At 64.8% G+C, this 24,822-nt stretch carries 20 protein-coding genes and 2 pseudogenes; 1 reads left to right on the forward strand and 21 read right to left on the reverse strand.

Translation table 11 applies throughout. The annotated features are described in order from the left end of the window. Positions 1-44: 44 nt before the first annotated feature. The 16 genes from astE to hpnI all read right to left on the reverse strand — a co-directional run bounded on the left by astE (position 45) and on the right by hpnI (position 18,238). Entirely contained in the window at positions 45-1,115 is a 1,071-nt protein-coding gene (gene astE / locus U4Y88_RS06505) for a succinylglutamate desuccinylase (RefSeq protein WP_321783033.1), read from the reverse strand. Then, complete coding sequence (gene astB, locus U4Y88_RS06510) at positions 1,099-2,463, reverse strand: N-succinylarginine dihydrolase (RefSeq protein ID WP_321783035.1); 1,365 nt, start codon at positions 2,461-2,463, stop codon at positions 1,099-1,101. The genes astE and astB overlap by 17 nt, the downstream gene beginning before the upstream one ends. Before the next feature lie 8 nt (positions 2,464-2,471). After that, positions 2,472-3,935, reverse strand: coding sequence for a succinylglutamate-semialdehyde dehydrogenase (gene astD / locus U4Y88_RS06515; RefSeq protein ID WP_321783037.1), 1,464 nt, complete (start codon positions 3,933-3,935; stop codon positions 2,472-2,474). Positions 3,936-4,023: 88 nt separating this feature from the next. Beyond that, positions 4,024-5,046, reverse strand: coding sequence for an arginine N-succinyltransferase (gene astA / locus U4Y88_RS06520; RefSeq protein WP_310633549.1), 1,023 nt, complete (start codon positions 5,044-5,046; stop codon positions 4,024-4,026). Continuing rightward, the gene (aruF, locus tag U4Y88_RS06525) at positions 5,043-6,155 is read right to left on the reverse strand and encodes an arginine/ornithine succinyltransferase subunit alpha (RefSeq protein ID WP_321783039.1); all 1,113 of its coding nucleotides are present in this window, start codon (positions 6,153-6,155) and stop codon (positions 5,043-5,045) included. Before aruF ends, astA begins: the two co-directional genes overlap by 4 nt. Before the next feature lie 64 nt (positions 6,156-6,219). Beyond that, positions 6,220-7,437, reverse strand: a complete 1,218-nt coding sequence (locus U4Y88_RS06530) for an aspartate aminotransferase family protein (RefSeq protein WP_224012028.1) — start codon at positions 7,435-7,437, stop codon at positions 6,220-6,222. A 289-nt stretch (positions 7,438-7,726) separates the two neighbouring features. Further along, positions 7,727-8,698, reverse strand: coding sequence for a GlxA family transcriptional regulator (locus U4Y88_RS06535; protein ID WP_224012061.1), 972 nt, complete (start codon positions 8,696-8,698; stop codon positions 7,727-7,729). Between the two features lie 151 nt (positions 8,699-8,849). Next, positions 8,850-9,638 (reverse strand): ABC transporter ATP-binding protein, encoded by a 789-nt coding sequence (locus tag U4Y88_RS06540; RefSeq protein WP_321783398.1) that lies wholly within the window; start codon positions 9,636-9,638, stop codon positions 8,850-8,852. A 51-nt stretch (positions 9,639-9,689) separates the two neighbouring features. Further along, positions 9,690-10,403 carry an ABC transporter permease gene (locus tag U4Y88_RS06545; protein WP_310633551.1) on the reverse strand — a complete coding sequence of 238 codons (714 nt, stop codon included), beginning with the start codon at positions 10,401-10,403 and terminating at the stop codon, positions 9,690-9,692. A gap of 19 nt (positions 10,404-10,422) precedes the next feature. Beyond that, positions 10,423-11,112: an ABC transporter permease gene (locus U4Y88_RS06550; RefSeq protein ID WP_065061188.1), complete on the reverse strand. Its 690-nt coding sequence runs from the start codon at positions 11,110-11,112 to the stop codon at positions 10,423-10,425. A gap of 340 nt (positions 11,113-11,452) precedes the next feature. Further along, the gene (locus U4Y88_RS06555) at positions 11,453-12,511 is read right to left on the reverse strand and encodes a patatin-like phospholipase family protein (RefSeq protein WP_321783400.1); all 1,059 of its coding nucleotides are present in this window, start codon (positions 12,509-12,511) and stop codon (positions 11,453-11,455) included. 110 nt (positions 12,512-12,621) lie between these two features. Then, a complete protein-coding gene (locus U4Y88_RS06560; protein ID WP_310633552.1) occupies positions 12,622-13,203 on the reverse strand; it encodes a hypothetical protein in 582 nt (193 codons plus the stop codon). 80 nt (positions 13,204-13,283) lie between these two features. Further along, positions 13,284-14,384 carry a lysylphosphatidylglycerol synthase domain-containing protein gene (locus U4Y88_RS06565; RefSeq protein WP_415774404.1) on the reverse strand — a complete coding sequence of 367 codons (1,101 nt, stop codon included), beginning with the start codon at positions 14,382-14,384 and terminating at the stop codon, positions 13,284-13,286. Continuing rightward, entirely contained in the window at positions 14,381-15,313 is a 933-nt protein-coding gene (gene hpnK / locus U4Y88_RS06570; RefSeq protein ID WP_321783043.1) for a hopanoid biosynthesis-associated protein HpnK, read from the reverse strand. The genes U4Y88_RS06565 and hpnK overlap by 4 nt, the downstream gene beginning before the upstream one ends. Next, entirely contained in the window at positions 15,310-16,731 is a 1,422-nt protein-coding gene (gene hpnJ, locus U4Y88_RS06575; protein ID WP_321783045.1) for a hopanoid biosynthesis associated radical SAM protein HpnJ, read from the reverse strand. The genes hpnK and hpnJ overlap by 4 nt, the downstream gene beginning before the upstream one ends. A 151-nt stretch (positions 16,732-16,882) precedes the next feature. Next, positions 16,883-18,238, reverse strand: coding sequence for a bacteriohopanetetrol glucosamine biosynthesis glycosyltransferase HpnI (gene hpnI / locus U4Y88_RS06580; protein ID WP_321783047.1), 1,356 nt, complete (start codon positions 18,236-18,238; stop codon positions 16,883-16,885). A 696-nt stretch (positions 18,239-18,934) separates the two neighbouring features. Here hpnI and U4Y88_RS06585 point away from each other — a divergent pair. Beyond that, entirely contained in the window at positions 18,935-19,927 is a 993-nt protein-coding gene (locus tag U4Y88_RS06585; RefSeq protein WP_321783049.1) for an LLM class flavin-dependent oxidoreductase, read from the forward strand. Positions 19,928-20,049: 122 nt separating this feature from the next. Here the strand turns inward: U4Y88_RS06585 and U4Y88_RS06590 are convergent. The 5 genes and pseudogenes from U4Y88_RS06590 to U4Y88_RS06610 form a co-directional block, all read right to left on the reverse strand. Beyond that, positions 20,050-20,160 (reverse strand): annotated as a pseudogene (locus U4Y88_RS06590) (alpha/beta hydrolase); the annotation flags it as partial. Positions 20,161-20,566: 406 nt separating this feature from the next. Further along, a complete protein-coding gene (locus U4Y88_RS06595) occupies positions 20,567-22,174 on the reverse strand; it encodes a hypothetical protein (protein WP_321783051.1) in 1,608 nt (535 codons plus the stop codon). A 53-nt stretch (positions 22,175-22,227) separates the two neighbouring features. Next, positions 22,228-22,857, reverse strand: coding sequence for a HEPN domain-containing protein (locus tag U4Y88_RS06600; protein WP_321783053.1), 630 nt, complete (start codon positions 22,855-22,857; stop codon positions 22,228-22,230). Continuing rightward, on the reverse strand, positions 22,854-23,894 hold the full coding sequence (locus U4Y88_RS06605; protein WP_321783055.1) for a ParA family protein: 1,041 nt from the start codon (positions 23,892-23,894) through the stop codon (positions 22,854-22,856). The genes U4Y88_RS06600 and U4Y88_RS06605 overlap by 4 nt, the downstream gene beginning before the upstream one ends. A 232-nt stretch (positions 23,895-24,126) precedes the next feature. After that, positions 24,127-24,619: pseudogene (locus U4Y88_RS06610) on the reverse strand (alpha/beta fold hydrolase); the annotation flags it as partial. Positions 24,620-24,822 lie beyond the last annotated feature (203 nt).

Raw genomic sequence — 24,822 nt, forward strand, 5'->3', positions numbered from 1 at the left:
GTGGATGCGCAAGGCGAGCGCGGCTGACGAACGCCGCGCGTGCGCTAAACCAGCGCGGCCAGCGTCTCGCCCGTCGTATCGACGACGAGCAGGCCCGCGCGCAAACCCGGCTTCACGGCCGGATTCGGAAACACGATGCGCTCCTCGTCGTGCGCGACCACGTAGCGATACGCGCCGTCCTCGGCGAGCACGGTGCCGCGCGCGAACGGCGTGAAGTTGGCGACGTCGGCGGCCACGTGCAGTTGCAGCGCGTCGCTCTGCTTCGTGATCTGGCCGATGACGGTAAAGACGCGCGGCATCGGCGCATCGGCATCGGCGGCCGCGCCCGAGACGAGCCGCCGGATCGCCGCGTCGGCGTTCGCGAAACGCGCGAGGTCGTTCTGGCCAAACGGACGCACCTTGCCGAGTTCGAGCGTGCAGGCGGTCGCGCCGCACGCGTCGGCGCTAAAGGACGAATACGTCGCGCCCTTTTCTGTGTGGATCAGCACGGCGGCGATGCGCGCGTCGGCGAGCCAGTCGAACATCGCGCGCGTGGGCGCGCCGCCCGTGTACGGCAAGAGCGCGAACTGCTCGAACGCCGAGGCGCGGATCGCCGTGTGCAGGTCGAGGTGCCAGCGCGCGAGCGCATCGTCGGGCGCGGCGTCGAAGAAGCGCTGCGCCGCCTGTTCGAGCGCGAGCGCGCGCGGCGCTTCGCGGCTCTGCGGCACGCGCGCATGACGGCCGCCGAACAGACGGTTCAGATCGTCGTCTTCGTAGCGCGTGGCGGCGCGCATCGCGGCCGCGTTGCCGAGCACCACGAGCAGACGGCACGCGAGCGGCAGACGCGCCGCCGCGATGTCCGCGACCATCTGCGAAAGCAGTTCGATGGGCGCGGTTTCGTCGCCATGCACGCCCGCCGAGATCAGCACGCTGCGCGCGGCGACATCCACATCGGCATCGACATCGACATCGGCGTGCGCCGGTTCGAGCAACAGCACGCCTTCGTCCTGCCACTGCCAGCGCACCGCGCCGTTCGCGCACGCGCCCGCTTTGGCGTTATCGCTCGCGGGACGCCAGCCCGCCAGCGTCGCGCCGAGAAAATCGGCGAGCACGTCGATATCAGCGCTGGAAGTCATAGAGCGAGCCGAGGCCGAGAATCTGCGTGAGGTCGTCGAGCGCCGTGCGCGACTCCACGAGCAGCGCCGGATCGGTGAGATCCTGCGGCGCGAGGCGATCGCGATAGTGCTTTTCGATCCACGCGTCGAGGCGCGCGAACAGCGCGTCGTTCATCCACACGCCGGGCGCGACGGCGGCGCGCTCCGCTTCGCTGAGCACCACGCGCAGACGCAGGCACGCCGGACCGCCGCCGTTCTTCATGCTCTCGCGCAGGTCGAACACGAGCACGTCGTCGATCGGACCGTGCTTCGCGACCAGTTCTTCCAGGTAGATCGCCACACGCGGATTCTCGCGGCATTCCTGCGGCACGACGAGCACCTGCTTGCCATCCGCGCCGCTGAGCAACTGGCTGTTGAACAGATACGACGTGACCGCATCGGCCACGCTCACTTGCGCGTCCGGCACTTCGATCACGTCGAACGGCGCGCCCTGCGCCGCGAGCTTCGCGCGCAGTTCGTCGTAGACCTTGCCCTGCTCGACGAACGCGCGTTCGTGGCAGAACAGCGTGCTGCGGTTGCCCACGGCGATCACGTCGTTATGGAATACGCCCGCGTCGATCACCTCGGGATTCTGCTGCGCGAACACGGCGGTCTCATCGGTCAGACCGTGACGTTGCGCGATTGCGCGGCTCGCCTCGAAGGTCTGACGCGCCGGAAAGCGCTTCGGCTCCGGTCCACGACGATATTCGCTGCGGCCATAAACGAAGAACTCCACGCCGCGCTCGCCGTACTGCGAGCAAAAACGCGTGTGATTGGCCGCGCCTTCATCGCCGAGCGCGGGCGTGCCGGGCAGCGCCTCGTGCACCACGAAATGCGACGGGTCCGCGAAAATCGCGCCGAGCGTGCGGCGCGTGTACTCGTGCTCGATCGCGCGATGCAGCTTGCTGCACAGGTTCGCGGGCGTGAAATGCACGCGCTGGTCGGGCGTGTCGGCCGACGGGCTCACGGTGGCCGCGTTCGCGGTCCACATCGCCGAAGCCGAGCTGGCCGCCGCGAGCAGTTCGGGCGCGTCCTTCGCGGCGCGCGCGATTGCTTCGGTTTCCTTACCGCTGAAACCCAGCTCGCGCAGCAGACGGATCGACGGCCGCTCCTGCGGCGGCAGCACGCCCTGCGCGAAGCCGAGATCGGCGAGCCGCTTCATCTTGCGCAGACCTTGCTGCGCGGCGGCACGCGGATTCGCGACCGACTTCTCGTTGTTCTGCGACGCGACGTTGCCGAACGACAGCCCCGCGTAGTTGTGCGTGGGGCCGACGAGTCCGTCGAAATTGGCCTCCAGGGTGGCCTTGGACCCGGTTGCGGAATGGCTCATCTCGATCCTCAGAATTGAAGGCCCGGCGAAACGCTCGCGGGCATCAGCAGTTGTGCGCTTTCCACCGAGGCCATCGGCCACGCGCAATAGTCGGCGGCGTAAAACGCGCTCGGACGGTGATTGCCCGAGCGGCCCGGACCGCCGAACGGCGCGCCGCTCGACGCGCCATTGGTGGGCCGGTTCCAGTTGACGATGCCCGCGCGGATCTCGCGCGAGAAGCGCTGCCAGAGCGCGGCATCGTCGGCGAGCAGGCCCGCCGACAGACCGTAGGCGGTATTGTTGGCCTGGGCGATGGCGTCGTCGAAACCGGCGTAGCGCACGATCTGCGCGAGCGGGCCGAAGTGCTCCTCGTCGGGCAGATCGGCCACGCCGGTCACGTCGAGAATGCCGGGCGTGACGAAGCCGAGCGCCGGGTCGCGCTGCGTCATCGGCAGCAGCGCCTTCGCGCCGCGTTCGAGCAGCATGGCCTGCGCTTCCATCAGCTTGCCCGCCGCGCGCGCCGAGATCACCGCGCCCATGAACGGTTGCGGATCGGCGTCGTACTCGCCCACGGCGATGCGCGACGACACCTCGACGAAGCGCGCAAGAAAGCGCTCGCCAAACGCATCGGACGGCACCAGAATGCGGCGCGCGCAGGTGCAGCGCTGCCCCGCCGAGAGAAACGCCGACTGGATCGCGTGATGCACGGCGGCATCGAGATCGTCCACGGGCGCGACGACGAGCGGATTGTTGCCGCCCATCTCCAGCGCGAGCACGATCTCGGGACGCCCGCCGAACTGGCGATGCAGATGCGTGCCCGTGTTCGAACTGCCCGTGAAGAACAGCCCGTCGATCTGGCGATGATTCGCGAGCGCTACGCCGGTGTCGCGTTCGCCCTGCACGAGGTTGATCACGCCCGCGGGCAGACCGGCGTCACGCCAGATCTCGACCGTCACGCGCGCGACGTCGGGCGCGAGTTCCGAGGGCTTGAACACGACCGTGTTGCCCGCGATCAGCGCGGGCACGATGTGGCCGTTGGGCAGATGGCCCGGAAAGTTGTACGGCCCGAACACGGCCACTACGCCATGCGGACGATGACGCAGCACGGCCACGCCGTCGGCCATGTCGCTGCGCTTTTCGCCGGTGCGCTCGTTGTACGCGGTGATCGAGATCGCGACCTTCGCCGCCATCGACGCCGCTTCGGTGCGCGCTTCCCAGAGCGGCTTGCCGGTCTCGCGGCCGATGGCCTGCGCGAGCTGCTCCTTGCGTTCGCTGACGAGCGCCGCGAAGCGCTTGACGATCTCGCAGCGCGCGTCGAACGGCAGATTCGACCACGCCGGGAACGCGCGGCGCGCGGCGCTCACGGCGCGGTCGACGTCCTGCTCGTTGGCGGCGCTGCCGCTCCAGACCGTCGCGCCCGTGCCCGGATTGCGCGACGCGAACGCGGGGCCCGAGGCCGCGCACCATTGCCCATCGATGAAAAGCTCGTTCATGACTCTTCCTGTTGTTTTGCTTGCGCGTGCTTTCGCGTATTCGTTGCGCCGATGCGTTGTGCCGATGCGTTGTGCCGATCAGCGACGATCAGCGCCGCGCGGCGCTCAGCACGCGCACCGGCTCGCCTTCCGCGACGCCGAGCGCGGCCGCTTCCTGCGCGCTCAGCGTGAACGCGCCGTCGCTGACCCCACCCGGCGCGAAGCCCACACGGAAATCCGCGAGCGAGGTGTTCGAAACCAGCGAGCGCACGCCCTCTTCCGCCGTCTGCGCGCCGATGCGCACCGGCACCACCACGCTCTCGCGCACCGTGCGCAAGTCGGCGATATGGCATTCGAGCACGGGGCCCGCATCGAAGATATCGACGTGATTCTCGTAGCGCAGGCCCTCGCCTTCGAGCATGCGGCGCGCGGGCACCGTGTCGGCGTGCGTGAGACCCACGCAGGCCTGCGCCTCGTCGGGCAGCAGCTCGACGTACACCGGATAACGCGGCATCAGCTCGGCGAGAAACGCCTTGCGGCCATGCGAACTCAGATAATCGGCGGCATTGAAATCGATCTGATAGAAGTGCGAGCCGACCGCTCTCCAGAACGGCGAGGTGCCTTCGTCGTCGAAATGGCCGCGCAGTTCGGCGCAGATGCGCTCGGGAAAGCGCTCGCGGAACTGTGCGATAAACATGAAGCGCGAGCGCGACAGCAGTCCGCCCATGCCACCCGTGCGATGGCGCGGCGAGAGGAACAGCGAGCACACTTCCGCGTAACCGGTGAGGTCGTGCGAGATGTTGAGCGCGCGCATGCGCGTCCAGATGCCGAGATCCTGGCTCGCGTGCACCACCGTGCTCACGCGATAGTTGTAGAACGGCTGCGTGAGGCCGACCGCCGTTTCGATGCCGCAGACGCCCGCCACGTCGCCGCTTGCGGTGTCTTCCATCACGAAGAAGTAGCCCGCTTCGGCCGGCGCGGCCTCGCCCGCGAGCGTGCGCCGCGTGCGCTCGATGCGCGCGGCCAGCGCCTCGCGGTCCGGCTTGAAGGTCGTGAGGCCGGGGCCGGTTTCCTGGGCCAACGCGACGAGCGCGTCCACATCGCCCGTCTGCACGACGCGTACCACGATCATTGCGCTTCTCCCATCGAATTGTCGTTGTCGGGCGTTTCGCGATAGAGCGGCGCGCAACGCACGCGCGCGCCGTCCTGCACGTTCAGCGCCGCGCGCGTGGCGGCGTCGAGCGGCGCGTCGGCGACGGGTCCGTGTACCGCGTGTGCTGCGTGCAGCGCGCGCGCCGCGTTTTCCTGCACCGGCAGCGTAGCGAGCACGCAGCGGAACTCGCCGCCCTGTTCGCTTGCGACCAGATACGTTTCGGTTTCCTGATCGTTGGCGGGCGCACTTTCACGCACCACGCGCGTCGCGTTGCCCGCAACCGAGGCCGTGCGGTCCACCTGCGCCGTGAGCACCGGGCCCGCATCGAAGATATCGACGTAACGGTCCGGCTCGAAACCCTCTTCGAGATGAATCTCGTAAGCGAGCAGCGCGCGCGGATCGGGCTCGCCGAGCACACGCTGCGCCGCTTCCGGCAACAGCGGCACATAAAGCGGATACGCGGGCATCACTTCGGCGATGAAGGTGCGGCTTCTGCCGCCCGAGGCCATTTCGATGTCCTTGAAATCGCGCCCGAAGAACTTGCGGCCCACCGCTTCCCAGAACGGCGAGACGCCCGCGTCGTCGGTCACGCCGAGCAGCAGCGAGAACACTTCGGGCGTGAAGCGTCGGCGGTTCATCGCCACGTACATCATGCGCGCGCGCGACATCAGATGCGCCGCCGCGTCGCCGCGCAGCGACGGGTCGATATAGAAGCCCGCGAGGCGGCTCTTGCCCGTGAGTTCGTGCGACATCGTGAGCGCGTGAATCTTGCGGTTCACGTGCAGTTCGCGCGAAGCGTGGATCAGCGCGTCGTTGCGGAACGCGTAGAACGGCTCCGAGTAGCCCGCCGCCGCGATCAGGCTGGAGGTGCCGACGAGCTGGCCCGTCGTCGAATCTTCGAGCACGAAGAGATAGAACTCCTCGCCCGGAAAATCGACGTCCGCGCGAAACGAGTCTTCGGACAGCGCAATGCGCGCTTCCAGCGCCGCGCGATCGTGCGGCAGCGAGTGCAGCACGGGCTGCGCGGTGCGGGCCATGTGCGCGATCGCGTCGAGATCGGCGAGCCTGGCGGGGCGAACGAATAGCATCGTCGGTCCTGTTGTCGATCGGTTATCGATCGGTTATCGATCGGTTATCGAGAATGAACGCGGATCAGCGCGCGCCGACCACGTCTTCGAACGCCTGTTCGAGGCGCGCGAAGCCCTCGTCCAGATCGGCTTGCGGCATGATCAGCGACGGCGCGAAACGCAGCACGTCCGGGCCCGCGATCAGCATCATCACGCCGCGATTCGCGGCCGCCGCGTTGAAGTCCTTCGCACGGCCCGCGAAGCGCGCGTTCAGTTCGGCGCCGATCAGCAGGCCCTGGCCGCGCACTTCCTTGATCACGTCGAAACGCGCGTTCAGCTGCGCGAGCTTCGCGCGGATCGTCTCGCCGCGCTCGCGCACGCCCGCCAGCACCTTCGGGTCGCTGATCAGCTCGACCACCTTGTGCGCGATCGCCGCGCCGAGCGGATTGCCGCCGTAGGTCGTGCCGTGCACGCCCACCTTGAAGTGCGCCGCGATGGCTTCGGTCGTGAGCATCGCGCCGATCGGAAAGCCGTTGCCGAGCGCCTTCGCCGTGGTCAGGATGTCGGGCGTCACGCCCGTCTGCTCATAGGCGTAGAAGGTGCCCGTGCGGCCCACGCCGGTCTGCACTTCGTCGAAAATCAGCAGCGCGTTGTGCGCATCGCAGGCTTCGCGCAGCGCTTTCAGGAAGGCCGGATCGGCGGGGATCACGCCGCCCTCGCCCTGCACCGGCTCGACGATCACGGCGCAGGTCTGCGGGCCGATCGCGCGCTTCGCGGCTTCGATGTCGTTGTACGGCAGATGGATGATGCCCTGCGGGATCGGGCCGAAGCCTTCCGAATACTTCGGCTGGCCGCCCACGCTGACCGTGAAGAAGGTGCGGCCGTGGAACGACTGCGTGAACGACACGATCTCGGCCTTCTGCTCGCCGTGGCGGTCGAAGGCGACGCGGCGCGCGAGCTTGAGCGCGGCTTCGTTCGCTTCGGCGCCCGAGTTGGCGAAGAATGCGCGGTCGGCGAAGGTCAGCGATTCGAGCTTCTTCGCGAGGCGCAGCACCGGCTCGTTGGTGTAGCCGTTGCCGATGTGCCAGAGCTTGCCGCCCTGATCGTGCAGCACCTTGAGCAGTTCCGGGTGCGCGTGGCCGAGCGAGGTCACGGCGATGCCGCAGGCGAAGTCGATGTAATCGCGCCCGGCGGTGTCCCACACGCGCGAGCCTTCGCCGCGCTCGGGCACGAACGGCGCGGGCGAGAAGCACGGCACCATCACTTCGTCGAAAGTCTGGCGGCTCACAGTCTGGTCGTTCATGGCGAATCCTCGGGTTCTCGAATCAGGGTCTTGAATCAGGGTCTTGAAGCAGCGTCTCGATTCAGGTTCGTGCCGCCGCAAATGCGTTTAGGGTACGAACCGGATGCAATCGGGCCAGGGCCAACGGGCTGAATGTCGGTGATATCGGTTGCAGTGTAGGCAACCGCGCGGCAAACGTCTTGCGCAGGCGCGACGCGTTTTTTCGTCAGCGCGGGCGCGGCGGGCGTTCCCGATGCAAGGCGAGCACGTTCCGTGCGCCGCGTCATGCTCCATCGCGCCCGCGGCATGCTCAATCCCGCTCGGGCGGCTCGACCAGCGCCCCGGCGCGCGGCTCGGGGTTGGCGCCGCCGTGCTGGCGCTCGATCCAGTTGCGGCGATCCTCGCGCGGCGTCACGCCGAAACGTTCGCGATACGCATTCGAAAAATGCGCCGCCGACGAAAACCCGCACGCGAGGCTGATCTGCACCACCGACTTGCTGGTGCGCTGCAACTGCGAGCGCGCTTTCGCGAGGCGCAGGCCGAGGTAATACTTCGACGGCATCGCGTTCAGATACTGCTTGAACAAGCGTTCGAGCTGACGGCGCGAGACGCCCACGTGACCGGCGATCTCGTCGGTCGTCAGCGGGTCCTCGATGTTCGCTTCCATCAGCATGAGCGCGTCGTTCAGGCGCGGATGGCGCTCGCCGGGCGCGGTCACGAACGGAATGCGCTGACGCTCGTCGCCGCTGCGCAGCGTACTCGCGCCCATCGCGTCGGCGATACGGTCCACGAGTTCGGGGCCGTGCTCGCGGCCGATCATCGCCAGCATGAAATCGAGCGTCGCCTGGCCGCCCGCGCAGGTCGCGCGATCGCGGTCGATCTCGTAGAGATGCTGCGTGACGATGGTGCGTTCGAACTGCTCGGCGAACTGCTGGTACATCTCCCAGTTCACGGCCACGCGATAGCCCTGCAACTGCCCCGCCATCGCGAGCCACCAGACGCCGTGATGAATGCCGGTGACGAGCGGCGTGCGCTGTCCCACGCGCGCGAGGCTCGCGAGGAACAGGCGGTAGTCGGCGAACTGCTGATAGCGCTCGGTCACGACGATCAGCCAGTCGCACGCGAGCGCGTCGCCGAAGGCGGCGTCGGCGGGCCACTGCGCGCCGCCTGCGAGCGGCACGGGCCGCCCGTTCCACGACACCATCTGCCAGCGGTAGAGCGCGCGGCCGTCGATCTCGTTGGCGAGATTGAGCGCGTCGACGATCGGGCCGACGCCCGACATCGACACCGGCGGCAGCGCGACGATCGCCACCTGGGTCGTGCGGTTCGCGCGCGCGGTGGCCTGCGCGACTGGCGCGGCTTGCGTGGCCGCGGCCGCCCTGGAGATGGATGCGTTGCCTTCCTGGTTCATGCGCGAATACAGCGTGCGAGGCTTATTTCAGGCTGCCCGACAGGAACTGGCGCAGGCGCTCGCTTTTCGGCGCGCCGAGCACCTCGCCGGGCGCGCCCTGTTCTTCCGTGCGGCCCTGATGCAGAAACATCACGTGATTCGACACGTTGCGCGCGAAACCCATTTCGTGCGTCACGACGATCATCGTGCGGCCTTCCTCGGCGAGCTTCTGCATCACCTTGAGCACTTCGCCGACGAGTTCGGGATCGAGCGCCGACGTCGGCTCGTCGAACAGCATCACGTCCGGGTGCATGGCGAGTGCGCGCGCGATCGCCACGCGCTGCTGCTGCCCGCCCGACAGATGCGACGGATACTGTTTTTCCACGCGCGGCGCGAGGCCCACTTTCTCCAGATACTCGCGCGCGCGCTCCTCGGCTTCCTTGCGCGGCACGCCGAGCACGTGCAGAGGCGCTTCCATCACGTTCTCGATCACGTTCATGTGCGACCAGAGATTGAAGTGCTGGAACACCATCGCGAGCTTGGTGCGGATGCGCTGGAGCTGCTTGTGATCGGCCACGTCGAGGTCGCCGTTGCGGCCCGCCTTGGTGCGCACGGTCTCGCCATCGACGACGATCTCGCCCGCGTTCGGCTTCTCCAGAAAATTGATGCAGCGCAGGAACGTGCTCTTGCCCGAGCCGCTCGCGCCGATGATGCTGATCACGTCGCCCTTCTTCGCGTCGAGCGAGACGCCTTTGAGCACTTCGTTATCGCCGTAACGCTTGTGGATATCGCGCGCGATCAGCTTGCTCTCGCCTGCCGGCGTCGTTTGCATCGTCTGAGCCAAGATGGTCTCCAAAAAAATGTCGCGTCAGTGCAAGGCGATTCAGCGCGTGCGCACGGCCAGGTGGCCGAGCCAGCGCTTCTCCGCGCGGCGGAACGCGGCCACCAGCACGAACGATACCGCACAGTAGATCAGCGCCGCGAGGCCGAACGACTCGAACGAACGGTACGTGGCCGAGTTGGCGTCGCGCGCCACCTTGAGCAGGTCAGGCACCGTGGCCGTGAAGGCGACCGTGGTGGCGTGCAGCATCAGGATCACTTCGTTACTGTACAGCGGCAGCGCGCGGCGCAGCGCCGAAGGCAGAACGATGCGCCAGTACATCGTGAACGGGCTCATGCCGTAGGCGCGCGCCGCTTCCACTTCGCCGTGCGAGGTCGCGCGGATTGCGCCCGCGAAGATCTCGGTGGTGTACGCGCAGGTGTTGAGCGCGAACGCGAGGATCGCGCAGTTCAGACCGCTGCGGAAGAACGCGTCGAGCAGCGGCTCGCTGCGCACGAAGGCGAGACTGTACACGCCCGTGTAGATCAGCAGAAGCTGCACATAGAGCGGCGTGCCGCGAAACACGTAGGTGTAGAAGCGCACCGGCATCGAGACCCAGCGCCGCCGCGAGACGCGCGCGACCGCGAGCGGCACCGCGCACACGAAGCCGAACGCCACGGACACCACGAGCAGCCAGAGCGTCATGGCGAGGCCGGAAACATGCTCGCCGTCCCAGTAAAGAAACGCGCGGCCGAATTGCTGGAGGATTTCGTTCATCGCTTGTGCCCTTGCGGTGTCAGAGTTGCGCGTGGCGCACGCCCGCCGAGTAGCGGCGTTCGAGCCAGATCAGCGCGAAGTTCGAAATCGTCGTGATCGCGAGATAGATGAGCGCGGCGATCAGCAGGAAGAAGAACAGATTGAAGGTGCTGCGGCCCGCGTCCTGCGCGGCCTTCACGACATCGGCGAGACCGATGATCGAGACCAGCGCCGTCGCCTTCACGAGCACCTGCCAGTTGTTGCCGATGCCGGGCAGCGCGAAACGCATCATCTGCGGAAACAGGATGCGCGCAAACACGCGCGCGCCGCTCATGCCGTAGGCGTAGCCTGCTTCGAGCTGGCCGCGCGGCACGGCGAGGAACGCGCCGCGGAACGTCTCGGTGAAATACGCGCCGTAGATGAAGCCGAGCGTGAGCACGCCCGCCACGAACGGATCGATGTCGATCTGCGCCATGCCGAGCGCGTCGGTGGCCTCGTTCACGCCGATCTGGATGCTGTAGAACAGCAGCAGCATCAGCACCAGATCGGGCACCGAGCGGATCAGCGTGGTATAGGCCGTCGCGCAGGCCGCGAGCGGCCGGTTGAACGAGAGCTTGGCCGCCGCGCCCGCGAGGCCGAGCAGCACGGCCACGCCCAGCGACAGCAGCGAGAGTTCGATCGTCTGGATCGTGCCGGCGAGCAGCACCGGGCCAAAGCCGTAGAGCATCACGCGCGTCTCCGAGGAAATCGTTGTCGGGATCCCGGGCGATTCGCGATTCGGCGCGGCGCGCCGGGCACGCAAAAAACCCGGGAAGTGGCGCGGATCGTCGCAGCGCCAAATTGTTTGCTCAAACGGGCGCGGCGCGCATGCTGCATCGCAACAATTCCCGACGATGACGGCTGTCGGGCCCGGCGCGGCGGCGTTTGCCCCGATCCGTCAGGCGCGATGCTTTTGAAAGCCGCAAAGACAACGCCCCGCCAGGCGCAAGCCCGCGGGGCGTTTTGACAAGTTTCGGGTCGCTTTTTCGATAGACGGCGCGGACCCGCGCAGTGCCTCGGCGATTAGGCGCTTACTCCATCCCCAACTGCGCGAGGATCGCGGGCAGCATGTACTGGACGGCCGCGCGGCCCTCGGCGATGGCCGGTCCGGCGCGATGGAAGTCGAAGATCCCCATGCCGCCCAGGCGCGGCTGGATCAGCACGTCGGCGGGTTCGCCCGCGAGACGGCTGCGCGTGATGCGGACCTGCATGATGTCGATGCTCTGCGCGATCGAGCTGAGCATCGACGGCACCCGCGCGCTCGGCGGCGGCGCCACGCGCACGTCCGGCCCGCCGCTCACGCCCGCGCCCGACGGTTGCAGCCAGCCCGGAAAGCGCTTGCCGTTCTTGCGCAGCAAGGGCGCGGACTCCGCCGCGCCGTTCATCCCATTCGCGCCGCTCACATCGTCGAGGCCCGCGAGCGGCTCGCCCGCTTCGGGCAGCACGCCGTCGGTCACGGCGCGGCGCGCGGCTCCCGGCGCCTCGCGCGGCACCGTGTCGATCGCGCCGCCCAGATCGCGGCCGTTGAGAATGTCGTGATTGAGGTCGATGGCGATCACCGTGTCGGCGCGCATCGCGCGCGCGGCGGACACCGGCACCGGATTGCTGAGACCGCCGTCCACGAGCCACACGCCGTCGTGCCAGATCGGCGTGAAAATGCCCGGAATCGCGATCGAAGCGCGCACCGCGTCGACCACGCCGCCTTCGCGCAGCCAGACCTCGCGGCCCGTGTCGAGTTCGGTCGCGACCGCCGCGAACGGCATCTTCAGATCGTCGATCGCACGGCCGTTGAACTGCTTCGCGAATAAATCGATGACCTTGCGCCCGCCCAGCAGTCCGCCCGAAAAACGCAGATCGAGCAGCCGCACGACCGTCTGCCACGTGAGCTTGCCGACCCAGTCCTCGAGCCAGTCCAGATCGCCGTTGGCGTAGACCGCGCCCACCAGCGCGCCGATCGAGGTGCCGCAGACCACATCGGGCTTGATGCCCGCTTCCTCCAGCGCGCGGATCGCGCCGATATGCGCCCAGCCGCGCGCCGCGCCGCCGCCCAGCACGAGCCCCACGCGGCGCGCGCGCCGCCGTTGCGTCACCATGCGCGCCCCCTGCTTCTGCGTTGCCTGCCTTGTTTCTGAGTCATGGTGTTTCGTCTGCGTTTCGTCTGCTTGTTGCTGCGTTTCGTCTGCTTGTTGCTGCGATTCGCTCAATGTCCGCGTATCACGTCCGAGCGCGAGGTCGTCGAGACGTGGCCGTCGGGGCCGAAATGCACGTTGAAATACGCCTCGGGCGTCACGCCGCCCTCGTACCATTTCCAGCTCCAGACGGTTTCCTGCTTGAGCCGGTAGGCGGCCACCTGCCCCGGCTTGCCGAGCAGCGCGCGCACGTCGTCCTGACTCATGCCGATGCGCACCTTCGCGAAGTTCTCCGCCGTGAGCGCCTGCGTAATGGCGACGAGCCGACCGTTCGGGCCGATGTCGACCATATAGGTCTTGAGCCCTTGCGGGCCGCGCGGATATTCGAGGCGGCGCGAGCCGTCGTCGAAGACGCGCTCGGTCTCGGGCTTGCCCATCTGCTCGCGCACCTGGTCGAGCGTGGAGACGCCGGGCGTGAGGCCCTTGAGCAGCAGCACGTCGGGCTTCACGGAATCGAAGAAGGCCTTGAAGCTCTGGCGGAACGAATCGAGCATGGCGTCGAACTGGCGGTCGTCGCAGCCGGCGAGCGTGAACGCCGCCAGCGCGGCGCACGCGGCGGCCAGCGTCCGCGTGGATCTGAATGGAGAAGGCATGTCCGGGTGCGGCATCAACATGGGCTTGCGCATGCGCCGGACCCGAGGCCCGGCGCACGCTTAATAGCCACAATGTACCGTCAATGACGCCGGTCGTGGTTCGAGGGCCGCTTCGAAGCTTCGGCCATACGTTCGGAAACGCGCGCAATATCGTGCAAACCGGCGCGCAGCCCCACGCGCTCCGGCGAGCCGCCGCGCAGCGCGCGGCGCGTGCGCGCGATCTCGGCGGCCTGCCAGGAAATCAGCGCGATCACGCCGAACACCACTTCGCGCATGCGCTTGACGAGCGCGAGCGAGAACGCCACCTCCTGGCTCACGCCGAACAGTTGCGCGAGCAGCACCACGGCGACTTCCTGCACGCCGAGGCCCGCAGGCACCATGAAGGCCGCGTGGCGCACGGCCTGGGTGATGGCCTCGATGGCGAGCGCGTCGCCGACCGAGACCGGATGGCCGAGCAGCGAGAGCGCCCACCAGGTTTCGAACGCGCCCAGCATGTAGCCGCCGAGCTGCCAGAAGAACACGCGGAACATCAGGCCGGTGCGCGACATCAGTGCGTCGAGATCGGCGTCGAGCTGCCGGCCGTCGATGCCGAGCTTCTGCCAGGTTTCCTCGCCGAACAGCCGCGCGGCCCAGCGCTCGATCGCATGAAACACGCCGCCGCGCCGCAGCAGCAGGACCGCGAGCACGGGCAGCGGCGCGGTCAGCACGAGCGCCAGCGCGATCGTGACGATGGTGCGCAGCGAGCCGCCGTCGCCGGTCGCCGCGACGATCAGCACCACGCCGAGCGCCGAAAACGCGTATTGCACGGCGATCGTCACGAATACCTCGACGATCACCGACGCCGTGACCTCGCTCACCTGACGCGGCTCGCGCAGCGTCCAGCGCGCGAGGCGGATGCCGACCAGTTCGCCGCCGACGCCCACCACAGGCAGCAACCGGTTGACGGCTTCGCGCACCGTGGCGACCCACCAGAGAAAGGCAAGCGGCGCGCGCCGGTCGAGCAGCAGACGCCACGCGTGCGCGTCGAGCAGCAGCGGCAGCGCGTGGAACGGCACGAGCCAGAGGAGCACCGGACCCGCCGCGCCGATCACGCGCATCACGTCATGCGCGCCGTCGTGGACGACGAGGCCGATCAGGATCGCGATCCCGACCGGCAGGCCCAGCCATTGAAGCCACTTCATGATGACGCCCGACCCTCCGCCAGCCCTGCCTTGAGCGGCGCTGCCGCGTTGCCGCCGCGGCCGCCGTGGCCGTCGCGGTCCACTTCGCGGCCGTCGAAAAACACATCGGTGAATCCGCCGTGGCGCACGCCCGCACGCGCGAGCGCGGCGGCCACGCGCGGCGAAACCAGCGCGGCGAGTTCGTCGGCGTGGCGATAGCTGTGCATCGACGACGTGATCGGCCCCTCGTCCGCCGCCGGCGCTTCGGCCGGATGGCAGTAGATTTCGCCGACGCCCTGCGCGGGCAGACGCGCGATGGCGTCGAGCAGCACCGCTTCGTCCATCGCGCCGGTATTCGCGATGCCGACCACGTAATCGTTATGCGCGATGCCCGCGCGCGCGAGACGCGAGCGCACCAGCGCGAGCCACGGCTTGAGCGCGGCAGGCGCACCCGCCTCCAGCGGCAGACGCACGGCACGCAAACCGAACTCGCGCCCGATCGACATAATCAGCGAGAGCACCGTGGGATGCAGATGAAAATGCTTGTGCGTGTTCACGTGATCGAGCGCGAGGCCCGTCGCCGCGAACGCCTCGAACTGCGCGCGGATTTCCAGCGCAAGCTGCGCGCGCACATGCGGCAGAAAGAAGAAGCGAAAGCCGTCGCGCACCATGTTGTCGCCGAAACGGCCTTGCGCGTCGACGAGCGCGGGAATGCGCTCGCGCGGCAGCCTCGACGCGCCGTCGGCGAGCACGAGATGCAGGCCCACGCGCAGCTTCGGCAAGCGTTGCGCGCGCGCCACCGCGTCGGCGGCGGCGGGCGCGGCCACCATCAGGCTCGCGGCATTCAGCACGCCGTCGCGATGCGCGCGCTCCACCGCCGCGTTGACCCGCTCGTGCAGGCCGAAATCGTCGGCGGTGAAAATCAGCGCGCGTTCGCGCGGCTGCATCATGCCTCGTGCGCGCGCAGGAAGCGGAAGAACTCCACACCTTCGCGCAGACGGCGCTTCATCATGTCCCAGCTCGTCAGCATCTCGCGCACGATTTCCCAGATCTTCGACGGACGGAAATAGAACTGGCGATAGAACTGCTCGAGATGGTGATAGATCTCTTCGCGCGACAAATGCGCGTAGCCGATCGCCGCAAGCTGCACGCCTTCCTTGCTCACCAGATTGATGGTCTTGTTCTCTTCCATCCAGCCGTTTTCGACGGCCTGCTTGTAGAGCGTCGTGCCCGGATACGGCGCGGCGAGCGAGACCTGGATCGTGTGCGGATTGATTTCCTTCGCGTACTCGATGGTCTTCTTAATGGTCTCCTGCGTCTCGCCCGGCAGACCCAGAATGAAGGTGCCGTGGATCTTGATGCCGAGGTTCTTGCAATCCGCGCTGAAGCGGCGCGCGAAGTCGGTGCGCACGCCCTTCTTGATGTTCACGAGGATCTGGTCGTCGCCCGATTCGAAGCCCACGAGCAGCAGACGCAGGCCGTTTTCCTTCATGACCTTGAGCGTCTTGAACGGCACGTTGGCCTTCGCGTTGCACGACCACGTCATGCCGAGCTTGCCCAGACCGATGGCGATGGCTTCGGCGCGCGGCAGGTCGTCGGTGAAGGTGTCGTCGTCGAACATCAGCTCCTTCACTTCGGGCATGTTGTCGCGAATCCACTTCGCTTCGGCGATCACGTTCTCGACCGAGCGCGTGCGGTAGCGATGGCCGCTGACCGTCTGCGGCCACAGGCAGAACGTGCAGCGCGACTTGCAGCCGCGGCCCGTGTAGATCGACACGTACGGGTAGTTCAGATAGCCGATGAAGTAGTTGTCGATCTTCAGGTCGCGCTTGTAGATGGGCGCGACGAACGGCAGCTCGTCCATGTTTTCGAGGATCGGACGCGCTTCGTTGTGCTCGATCGAGCCGTCCTTCGCGCGCCAGCTCAAGCCCTTGATCTCGGGGAAGGGCTTGCCTTCGGCGATTTCCTTGCAGGTGTAGTCGAACTCCTCGCGGCAGACGAAGTCGATCGCGTCCGACGCCGTCAGCGAGTTGTGCGGATCGACCATCACCTTTGCGCCGACCATGCCGACCAGCAGCGACGGCTTGCGCTTTTTCAGGTCTTCCGCGAACAGCGCGTCGGTCGGAAACGACGGCGTGCTCGTGTGGATGATCACGAGGTCGTAGTCCATCGCGATCTTGAGCGTCTCTTCCACGCCGATGCCGTCGGCGGGCGCGTCGAGCACGCGGCTCTCCGGCACCAGCGCCGCGGGTTGCGCGAGCCAGGTCGGATACCAGAACGAGCGGATCTCGCGCTTCGCCTGATAGCGCGAACCCGCGCCGCCATCGAAGCCGTCATACGACGGGGCCTGCAAAAACAGCGTTTTCATGAGATGAGTGCTCCGGCAATCCTTGAGTCAATTGAGCTTGAAAGCGTAAGCGCGCGGGCGTCGGCTCCGGCCGGCGTCACGCGCGATGAAATGTTCCGGCACGTCTGCGGTTCAGCGGCCATCAGGCACCGTCTGCCGCCATCGGCAACCCTCAGCGGCCATCCGTGACCTCCACGGCCGCGCGCCGAGGCGCCGCGCTCACACGCGGCTCGCGCGCAGTGGACACGGTCTGCGTGACACCCGTGTGTCCCGCGCCCACCGCCTCGCCCGTTTCGGGATTGGCCACCGGCACGCGCACGCCGCGCCACATCACATGCGAGCCGAACGCGGCCGCGAGCCACTGCAGCAGCAGCAAGGTGTCGCGCAGCGGCACGAGCGGCAAATCGCGCCAGAACGCGCGCCAGCCACCGCTGCTGCGCGCATGCAACGCTATCCGCGCGATGATACCGCCGACCGTGCTGGTCGCCAGCACGGCCGTCGCCGCCCTGCCGCCCGCGCATAGTGCGCCGACGCTGCCACCACCCGCGCCACCGGCAACAACCGGCAGCAGGCCTTCGAGCAGCGCATAACCGAGCGCGCCCGCGACGAGCCACGGAAACGTGAACGTGATGAACAGCGACGCGAAGCCCGCCGGATTCACCGAGCGGATCGTGCGCAGCCAGCGCGTCTCGCGCAGCCACAGCGTGCGGAAATTCGGCTCGATCACGTCGGTCGCGACCAGCACGGGCGCGAGCACCGTGGCCAGGCCGTGGTCGCGCGCGAAACGCGCCAGCAGATAGTCGTCGGCGAGACAGTCCTTGAGCGCCGTGAAGCCGCCGATGCGTTCGAGCGTCGTGCGCGACAGCGCCAGCGTGGCGCCGAAGCCGAATGCGCGCGAGCCCGTCGAATGCGCGACGCGCACCGAGGGCGCGAACCATTCGTTGATGAAGAGTGCGCCGATGCGCGGCCAGAAGCCGCCGACGCTGCGCGCGCGATACAGACAGGTGACCACGCCGACGCCCGGATCGGCGAGCGGCGCGGTGACGATGTCGAGATAGTCCGGCTCGACCGCGATGTCGCTGTCGGCCACGATCAGCAGGTCGTGACGCGCGTGCGCCGCCATGTTGATCAGGTTGCTGACCTTGAGATTGCTGCCGTGCACGCTCGCGTCGATCACGAGCACGATGTCATGGCCCGGATACGCGGCCTGCAGCCGCCGCACCACGGCGATGGCCGCATCGTTCGGCGACGACACGCCGAAGATCAGCTGATAACGCGGATGGCGCTGCTCGCAGAACGTGGCGAGGTTCTCGTAGAGACGCGGTTCGGCGCCGCACAGGGGCTTGAGCACGCTGACCGGCGTGGCCGCGCGAGCGCGCGCGAGACGCGCGGCCACGCGCACCTGCGCGGCGGAGCCGAAGCGCGGCATCGTCAAGGCGGCACTGATCGCGTACAGCGTGGCGGCGCAGCACAGCGCCGCCAGCAACCACCACGCGAGCGGCCACGCGGAAAAAAGCGACCCCGTCATCCCGCCGCGCCTCGCCCGTCAATCAGGCGGACGCCGCAGGGCGCGAGTGCGCACACGACGGCCCGGCATACCGCACCGTCCAGATCAAGTGTCTTGACTGGAACCATTTGCCCTACCCCGAAGTTCATCAATAAAACAAACGCGCATCGTATCTGCGCAGCATATTCATCGCCAGCAACGTAACAGGCGACACCATTTTTAGTGACTCAGCGCAAATTCAAATGATGATTTGATTAAACGGTGCCATAAAACCTGATGCGCATTCCCGCGCACTTAGATTACCCAGACCGTGCCCAGGCACCGTTGAGCCCCTGATCCGGCGCAAAAATTGTAGCAGTATCGTCTTCTAACTGCCTTGCAGTCCTCGCAAAAATCCTTCTCAAATCCGCAAAGGTCGGAGAAGACTGCGATTATTTCTCATTTGAATCTTCTTACCCGCCAATATTTTTAAAAATGAAAAAATTCGGAAAGCATATCGCAATGCATCTTTAACAGAATTGAATTGCAGACTGTAAAGTCAGAATAAACAAGAATTATTCCGATTCAATTAAGAACATGTGGAGATCGCTTGAACCCACGCCGCCCGCATGGGTTCCCGGCGGGCGCCAGCAGGATCCAGGACGCTTTGGCACAATGGCCGCACCTTGCGTCTGCCTTGCAGCCGCGCCCCATGATTTCCGGAGCGCCACGATCCCCATGATTCCCTTCTCCGTCCTCGACCTCTCGCCGGTGCCCGCCGGTTCGAACGCCGGCGCCGCGTTGCGCAACACGCTCGATCTCGCCCAGCACGCCGAGCGCTGGGGCTACCACCGCTACTGGCTCGCCGAACATCACAACATGACGGGCATCGCCAGCGCGGCCACTTCGGTCGTGATCGGCTATGTGGCGGGCGGCACGAAGACCATCCGCGTGGGCTCGGGCGGCATCATGCTGCCCAACCACGCGCCGCTCCTGATCGCCGAGCAGTTCGGCACGCTCGAAGCGCTCTACCCCGGCCGCATCGACCTCGGCCTCGGACGCGCGCCCGGCACCGACCAGACCACGGCGCGCGCGCTGCGCCGCGATCTGCAAGCGAGCGCCGAAGCGTTCCCCGACGACGTCGCCGAATTGCAGCGCCTGTTCAGCGAGCCCGTCGACGGCCAGCGCGTGCGCGCGGTGCCCGGCGCGGGCCTGCACGTGCCGCTCTATATCCTCGGCTCCAGCCTGTTCGGCGCGCAGCTCGCCGCCGCGATGGGTCTGCCCTTCGCGTTCGCCTCGCACTTCGCGCCCGATCATCTGCTCACGGCGCTGCGTCTCTATCGTTCGCAGTTCCGCCCTTCGGCCACGCTCGCGAAGCCGCATGCGATGGTCGGCGTCAACGTGATCGCCGCCGAAAGCAACGACGAGGCCGGTCTGTTGTTCACCTCGCTGCAGCAGCAGTTCGTGAATCTGCGGCGCGGCACGCCGGGCCAGTTGCCGCCGCCCGTCGAGCAGATCGCCGCCAACGACTTCGAACTGGCCGGCGTCGCGCATTCGCTGGCGTGCTCGGTGATCGGCGACCGCGAGACGGTGCGCGCGGGGCTCGAATCGGTGATCGAGCAGACCCAGGCCGACGAGCTGATCGTCACCGCGCAGATCTACGATCACGCGAAGCGTTTGCGATCGTTCGAGATCGCCGCCGAACTGCGCGCGGAGATGGCGGCGGTTTGAGTGGCGGTTTGAGCGGCGGTTTGTTCGTCGCCTGGCCGCTGGAAGAAAAAACGGGCGCTCGATGCGCCCGTTTTTCATGCTGGCCTGCACGCTTCGCACGCTGAAGTTCAAGGCTCGCGCGGCGCGCGCACCTCGGGCGGCGCGGCGTCCTTGCCGATGGCCGTCGTATCTTTATCGCCGATCAGCAGCAGCGTCGGCATCTGCAACTGCGCGCGTTCGTGGTTCACCGGCTGCGGACAAGAGGCGACACTAAAAATTTTTCGCCGATGCCCCCATCCTTATCCGGTACGGGTTTGAGCGAAGTAGATGTGTGAACCGAGGGCAGTTAAATAGGAATTTCGCGGAACTCTTTGGAACGGCGCTTGCCCATCCTTCGCCGCGATCCTACTGTCGCAGTCCGCCTTCTTTACGCTCAAAATCGTGTGTTAACAATCCGCTAGCGCGGGCAGTAATGCCATAAGGCCTCTCACTTTGTCTCGGAGAACAACGACGCGCGCAATGTGCGGAATGCATTCGTCGTGCCCGCGATTGTCGCGTATGGCGTCGTCAATCTGCACATGATGCGAAGGCCGAGGGCTTGTTGTGAAGATCTGGTCCGATCCCGAACTTGATGTCAACTGTCCGTGCTGACCAATCGGTTTAAGCTTCTGCGCGACCTCCAGATTCGTTGGGGTATCGATCGAGCGAGGCTCGAAACCTTTGAATGGCGGCATCCCTGATCATCGTGAAAAACGGGCTGGATCGAATGTGTGCCCGGCAAAACCTCAGGACGGTCGTGCGAGTAGAGATTCGATGTCGTGCGGCATAAGCGTTGCGAAGAATGTCATAAAGCGTATATTCACTAGAGAGGCTCGCCGCGGCCAATAGTAGTTCAAGCGTGTGAATCCCGAACGAATGAAAACAATAGCTTACGTCACGTCCGTGTACTAGGATCTGGTAATCCTCTAGCGAATGCGGAATTTCATTCATCGTGATGGCGACGAACAGATAACTGAGACCCTCAGTCAATTTGGCGTGTTGATTGTTGCTGACAATCCGTTCGATTGCTTCATGCACCTGCTTCCAAGGCTTGTATCTGAGCTTATTGAAGCTCTCCGCGACAGCCTCCGGCGCGTTGTCGCTAGTGAGAATGCTGTCGAGATAGCGGGCCGATTTCACCTCGAAAGCAAGTAAAGTCTGATCGTGCTCGCAGCGTACCATGGCGTCGGGCGACCGAACGTTAGATTTCCCATGAGTGAACTCGGGAATGTACTCGTACACAATCGCGGTGTTCGACGCGCAGAAATCCTCGATCAGACTTTGTGTGTACCGCTCGAAGTCATGCCCAAGCTCGGTGTAGAACTGGATATCGCGGCCGGACGCGAAGTGCAGCCGATGCATAAGGTTGTCAAACAGTAACTCTTCAACGAGCTTGCCTTCGATCGGTAGGAAACACGTCTCGGACAGTTTAAGGAACGGGCGACTCCTGAACAGTTCAAAGCTGGCGGCATCGTTGACGTCGCCTCTCGCGGATGCGATACCCTCATCAAGCGTGAAGGCAATCGCGTTCATAATCGACTTCAGCAGGTCGAGTTCGATTCCCAAATCCCGGTGCAAATCATCCAGGTCGACGCACCAGCCATCAAGTTCGAGCGGATCGAAGCGTACCACCCGCCGTACTGCATGGCACCGCATGACGATTGCGAAGATTACTCCGAGGTAGATTTCAAGTTCGAAGCCGTGCTGCTGCTCGAACGCCTCGACATAAGGTACGAGGTGCTGTCCGTCAAGGAAGATCTTCTGTGAGCGATAAACCTTGAGTAGATAATCTTCCCGAGCGAAATGGATTCCCCCCTTTATCCAATACTGATGCAGATCTCCGTTGACTTCGCAATCGTTGATACGCGCGAACAATTCATGCAGTGTACCGGCAAGCTCGACACGATTCTGCTTGCTGACTTCTGGTGTGCCTGATCGTGCCAGTAACTGCTTCCAGCACTCGAATATCTGGATGCGGCCGAAGACTGGACGCGCGCGCATTATGTTTGCTTCGTCCGCGTGTTGGTGAGCGAAGACGGCTAGGCTGGACGCGGACCAGTGCCGGAAACGCTTTTCTTCGTTGCTCTCGAAAGCTAATATCGAGAGCAGGCAAAGCAGGTCTACCGAGATTGGGCGATCGAGTATGTCATCTATGCTGCGTGCCGTGCCGTAAAGATCACGGTGAGCAAGCAACACGCGCACGCTTTCAATTGATGCGAGATTGGACATATGATTTTGCTGAAATTTCACCTGTCGTTTTCGATGAATAGGCAGCCCCCCGGTCACTCAACGATCTCATCAATTGCATGCACTATTCCTTCTATAAAGTTGGCTACCCGCTGTACGTCAGCTCGGTCGATAGTCCAAGGAACACGTGGAGCAATCGGCTGCAGATCACCCTCGTGTGCAATCTTGTTTCGCCGCTCGACAATCAGTGACAATTCTCGCTTAAGGCCCTTCGCTGCAGCGATCTTTGTCGCTTGCGTTGCCCCCTGCCTTAATGCAACTTCATTCCAAAGTTCTACGTCCGAGCACAAACGTATCCCATCCGCGATTTTGTCGGGATCCTGAAATGTGGAGTAGCCGAGCCGCGTCCGCAATTCCAGGTCAAATGCTTGGCGTGCGTCGTATGGCGTCGGCGCCGCTCTTATTCTCATCAACGTGTCGTTGGCAACTTGGAAACGCAAGTAACCATTCGAAGGAAGCCGATGTCCCTCGAATGTCTCAAGCATCTTTTGAGTAACAAGTTCATGCACGTAGAGGTCGAGTGCGCTGACGCGGGTGACCCATTCCGCCCGCAAGAGCTCATCGGGTCGCAACGCAACCGTGAGCTGTCGTGCGAGATACGCATGCATTGCCGCCAACTCTTCACACCGGGACCATATTGAGTTGAAGTGATCCAGAGGCGTCATGCAGTTAGCTCGATTACCTTGTTGGCGCAGTCACGGAATGCCGTCTCGAATTTTTCCATGCTTTCTTTTGTGCTGTCCCAAACTGCACCTGCCTGCTGAAGCATCGCAGCTGTTAGTGCATACACAGGGACCAAATGCTCCTGAGACTGCGCGATCAAACTATTGAAATCAGCGACGTTAAGCAAAGGATCCGAAGGCTCGAATCCCGCCTTCTTTTGAAATTCGGCAACATCGAGTAGTCCCGCCGCTTCTAAACTCGGGATAAGTTCTCCGCGTAGGCCAAGCGCAAGTTGGTCGACCCAACGTTGAAACGCAGCGCTGGGTTGCCCATTTCGAGGGCGATATTTTTGAACCACAGCGCCAATAAATTTGGCCTTTGGCTGAGGAAATGGGTAGTCAGCGTCCCTCAGAGCGGCAATGCCATAAGCCGTGCGTGCCCACGCGGCCCAACGTGGCAACGATTTCGACAACGAGCTCAAGGCCATTGATGAAAAATAGTCGGGATGGAGCGGGACAATGAAGTAGTCGCAAACCATCAGTAGATTCTGGTTCATCGGTCCGAGACTTGGGCTCAAATCGACAAGTACGTAGTCGATTCCGTATTTCTCAGCGGTGGCATCCAGCAGGAAACGCAGCGAGCCAGGCAGGTTCCTCAGTGCCAAAAGTGAGCCGCTGAGCTCTTGTGCAACACCCAGAGTCGTTTCGTATTCTGCGAGACCAATATGACCGGGCAGCAAAAACAGACCGTCATTACCCGGCACTTGCACGCATTCCGCACCGACAATCTGGCGCGGCTTGGATTCAAATGCTGGCGCAAGACCATCCTTAACGTTGTTCGGCGGATCTGCCCGATATGTTTCTTCGAGGTCCTCTATCCCCTTGAATCCCAGTACCATGCCTGTCAGATTGCACTGAGGATCGAAGTCGGCGAGCAAAACGCGCTTTCCGAGCGAAGCAAGCATCCAACCCAAATTGAACGTTGTCGTGGTTTTGCTTACGCCACCCTTGTGGTTGAATAAGGTGATGATCTTTGCCATATCGACTATCCCAGTTTTGACTGCGGGCCGACCGCTCTCACGACGTCTATAAATCACGAGCGCGGCTTAAGAATTAAACTTTCCCTACATGCCCCGATTATCCAATCGTCCCTACCTGTCCGCAAGCTGACTCTCCGGAAACCCGCGATGCTCCGCAAAATTGCCTTGAGGAAGCTCGCGCAGCGGCTAGCGACGCACGATTATGGCTGCGAGACAGAAACCCCTTAATCGCTCAATGGTTTGCCGACGCAGTCGCCAGCCAGTCCAACAGCGCTTTATGAAATTCCTGTGGATCCTGAATCTGCGGCGTGTGCCCCAGCCCCGCGAACTCAACGAGGGTCGCGTGCGGCATCGCTCGTCGCGCGGTCTTCGCCAGCACCGGATAGTGGCCGGACCGCGCGGCGTCCTTGCCGATGGCCGTCGTATCTTTATCGCCGATCAGCAGCAGCGTCGGCATCTGCAACTGCCCGCATTCGCGGTTCACCGGCTGCGTGTCGATCATGTCGTCAAGCAACGCCGAACCCCACGCCGCCTGCACCCAAGCTGGCAGCGCGCGTCCCACGTACCCGCGTAATTGCTGTTCTGCTCGTAGCGGCGAATGGCCCGCCCTTCGCCGTCCAGTCCTCGATCCCGATCGGATTCAATAGCACCCGTTGTTCAGCTTGGCGCGGATACATCAAGCCATAGCACAGCGCGAGCATGCCGCCCGTCGAATGGCCGATCACACCGTCGCGCGCGCGATGCCCACCGATGCCCGCCAATGCCAACACGAACTCAATTTGAATGGTGGAAGCGAGTCGTCGCCGGTGTCGTCGAGTCACGACCAGAATTGTCGAAGTGAGTGGCACCTGGGCCGCCTGCTACACTGCGTAACTCGCAAGTCGTCCTCGTAATCCAATGATCGCAACTTCGGCTATTCAGTCCGTAG

This window comes from Paraburkholderia sp. J94, from assembly GCF_905220285.1.
Classification (GTDB): Bacteria; Pseudomonadota; Gammaproteobacteria; order Burkholderiales; family Burkholderiaceae; genus Paraburkholderia; species Paraburkholderia tropica_A.